The organism is Telluria sp. AZSoR62 (assembly GCF_058111565.1).
This window is the reverse complement of the sequence record NZ_JBYTST010000450.1, coordinates 1-252: the sequence shown is the minus strand read 5'-3', so window position 1 is coordinate 252 and position 252 is coordinate 1. Positions and strand designations below refer to the sequence as shown.

General features: G+C 61.9%; 1 protein-coding gene. It reads right to left on the bottom strand.

What is annotated here, in order from left to right:
• Nucleotides 1–31 precede the first annotated feature (31 nt).
• Nucleotides 32–252 (bottom strand): hypothetical protein (locus AC3XQU_RS24385; RefSeq protein ID WP_489876695.1); only part of this gene is annotated, 221 nt, incomplete at its 5' end.

Sequence of the window (252 nt, the reverse complement as noted above, 5' to 3'; positions counted from 1 at the left end):
ATCAAAAAGTGTGGCGGTCATGGCAGACCTCCTACGTGTTGGTGGCCGGGGCCGGCAGGCCGAGGCGGATAGCGAGCAGCGAGCGGGACATAAGCGCTTGATCGATGGTCAACTGTTCTTGGCGCGGGTCGTAGTTCCATACCCGGCTGTGGATTACTTCGCTGGCCCTGGCTCCGTGGAATGTCCCGCGCATTAGATCGGCGGAGACGCGGGCCTCGGACTCAGTGAAGTAAGGCCCGTCGATGGTTACCG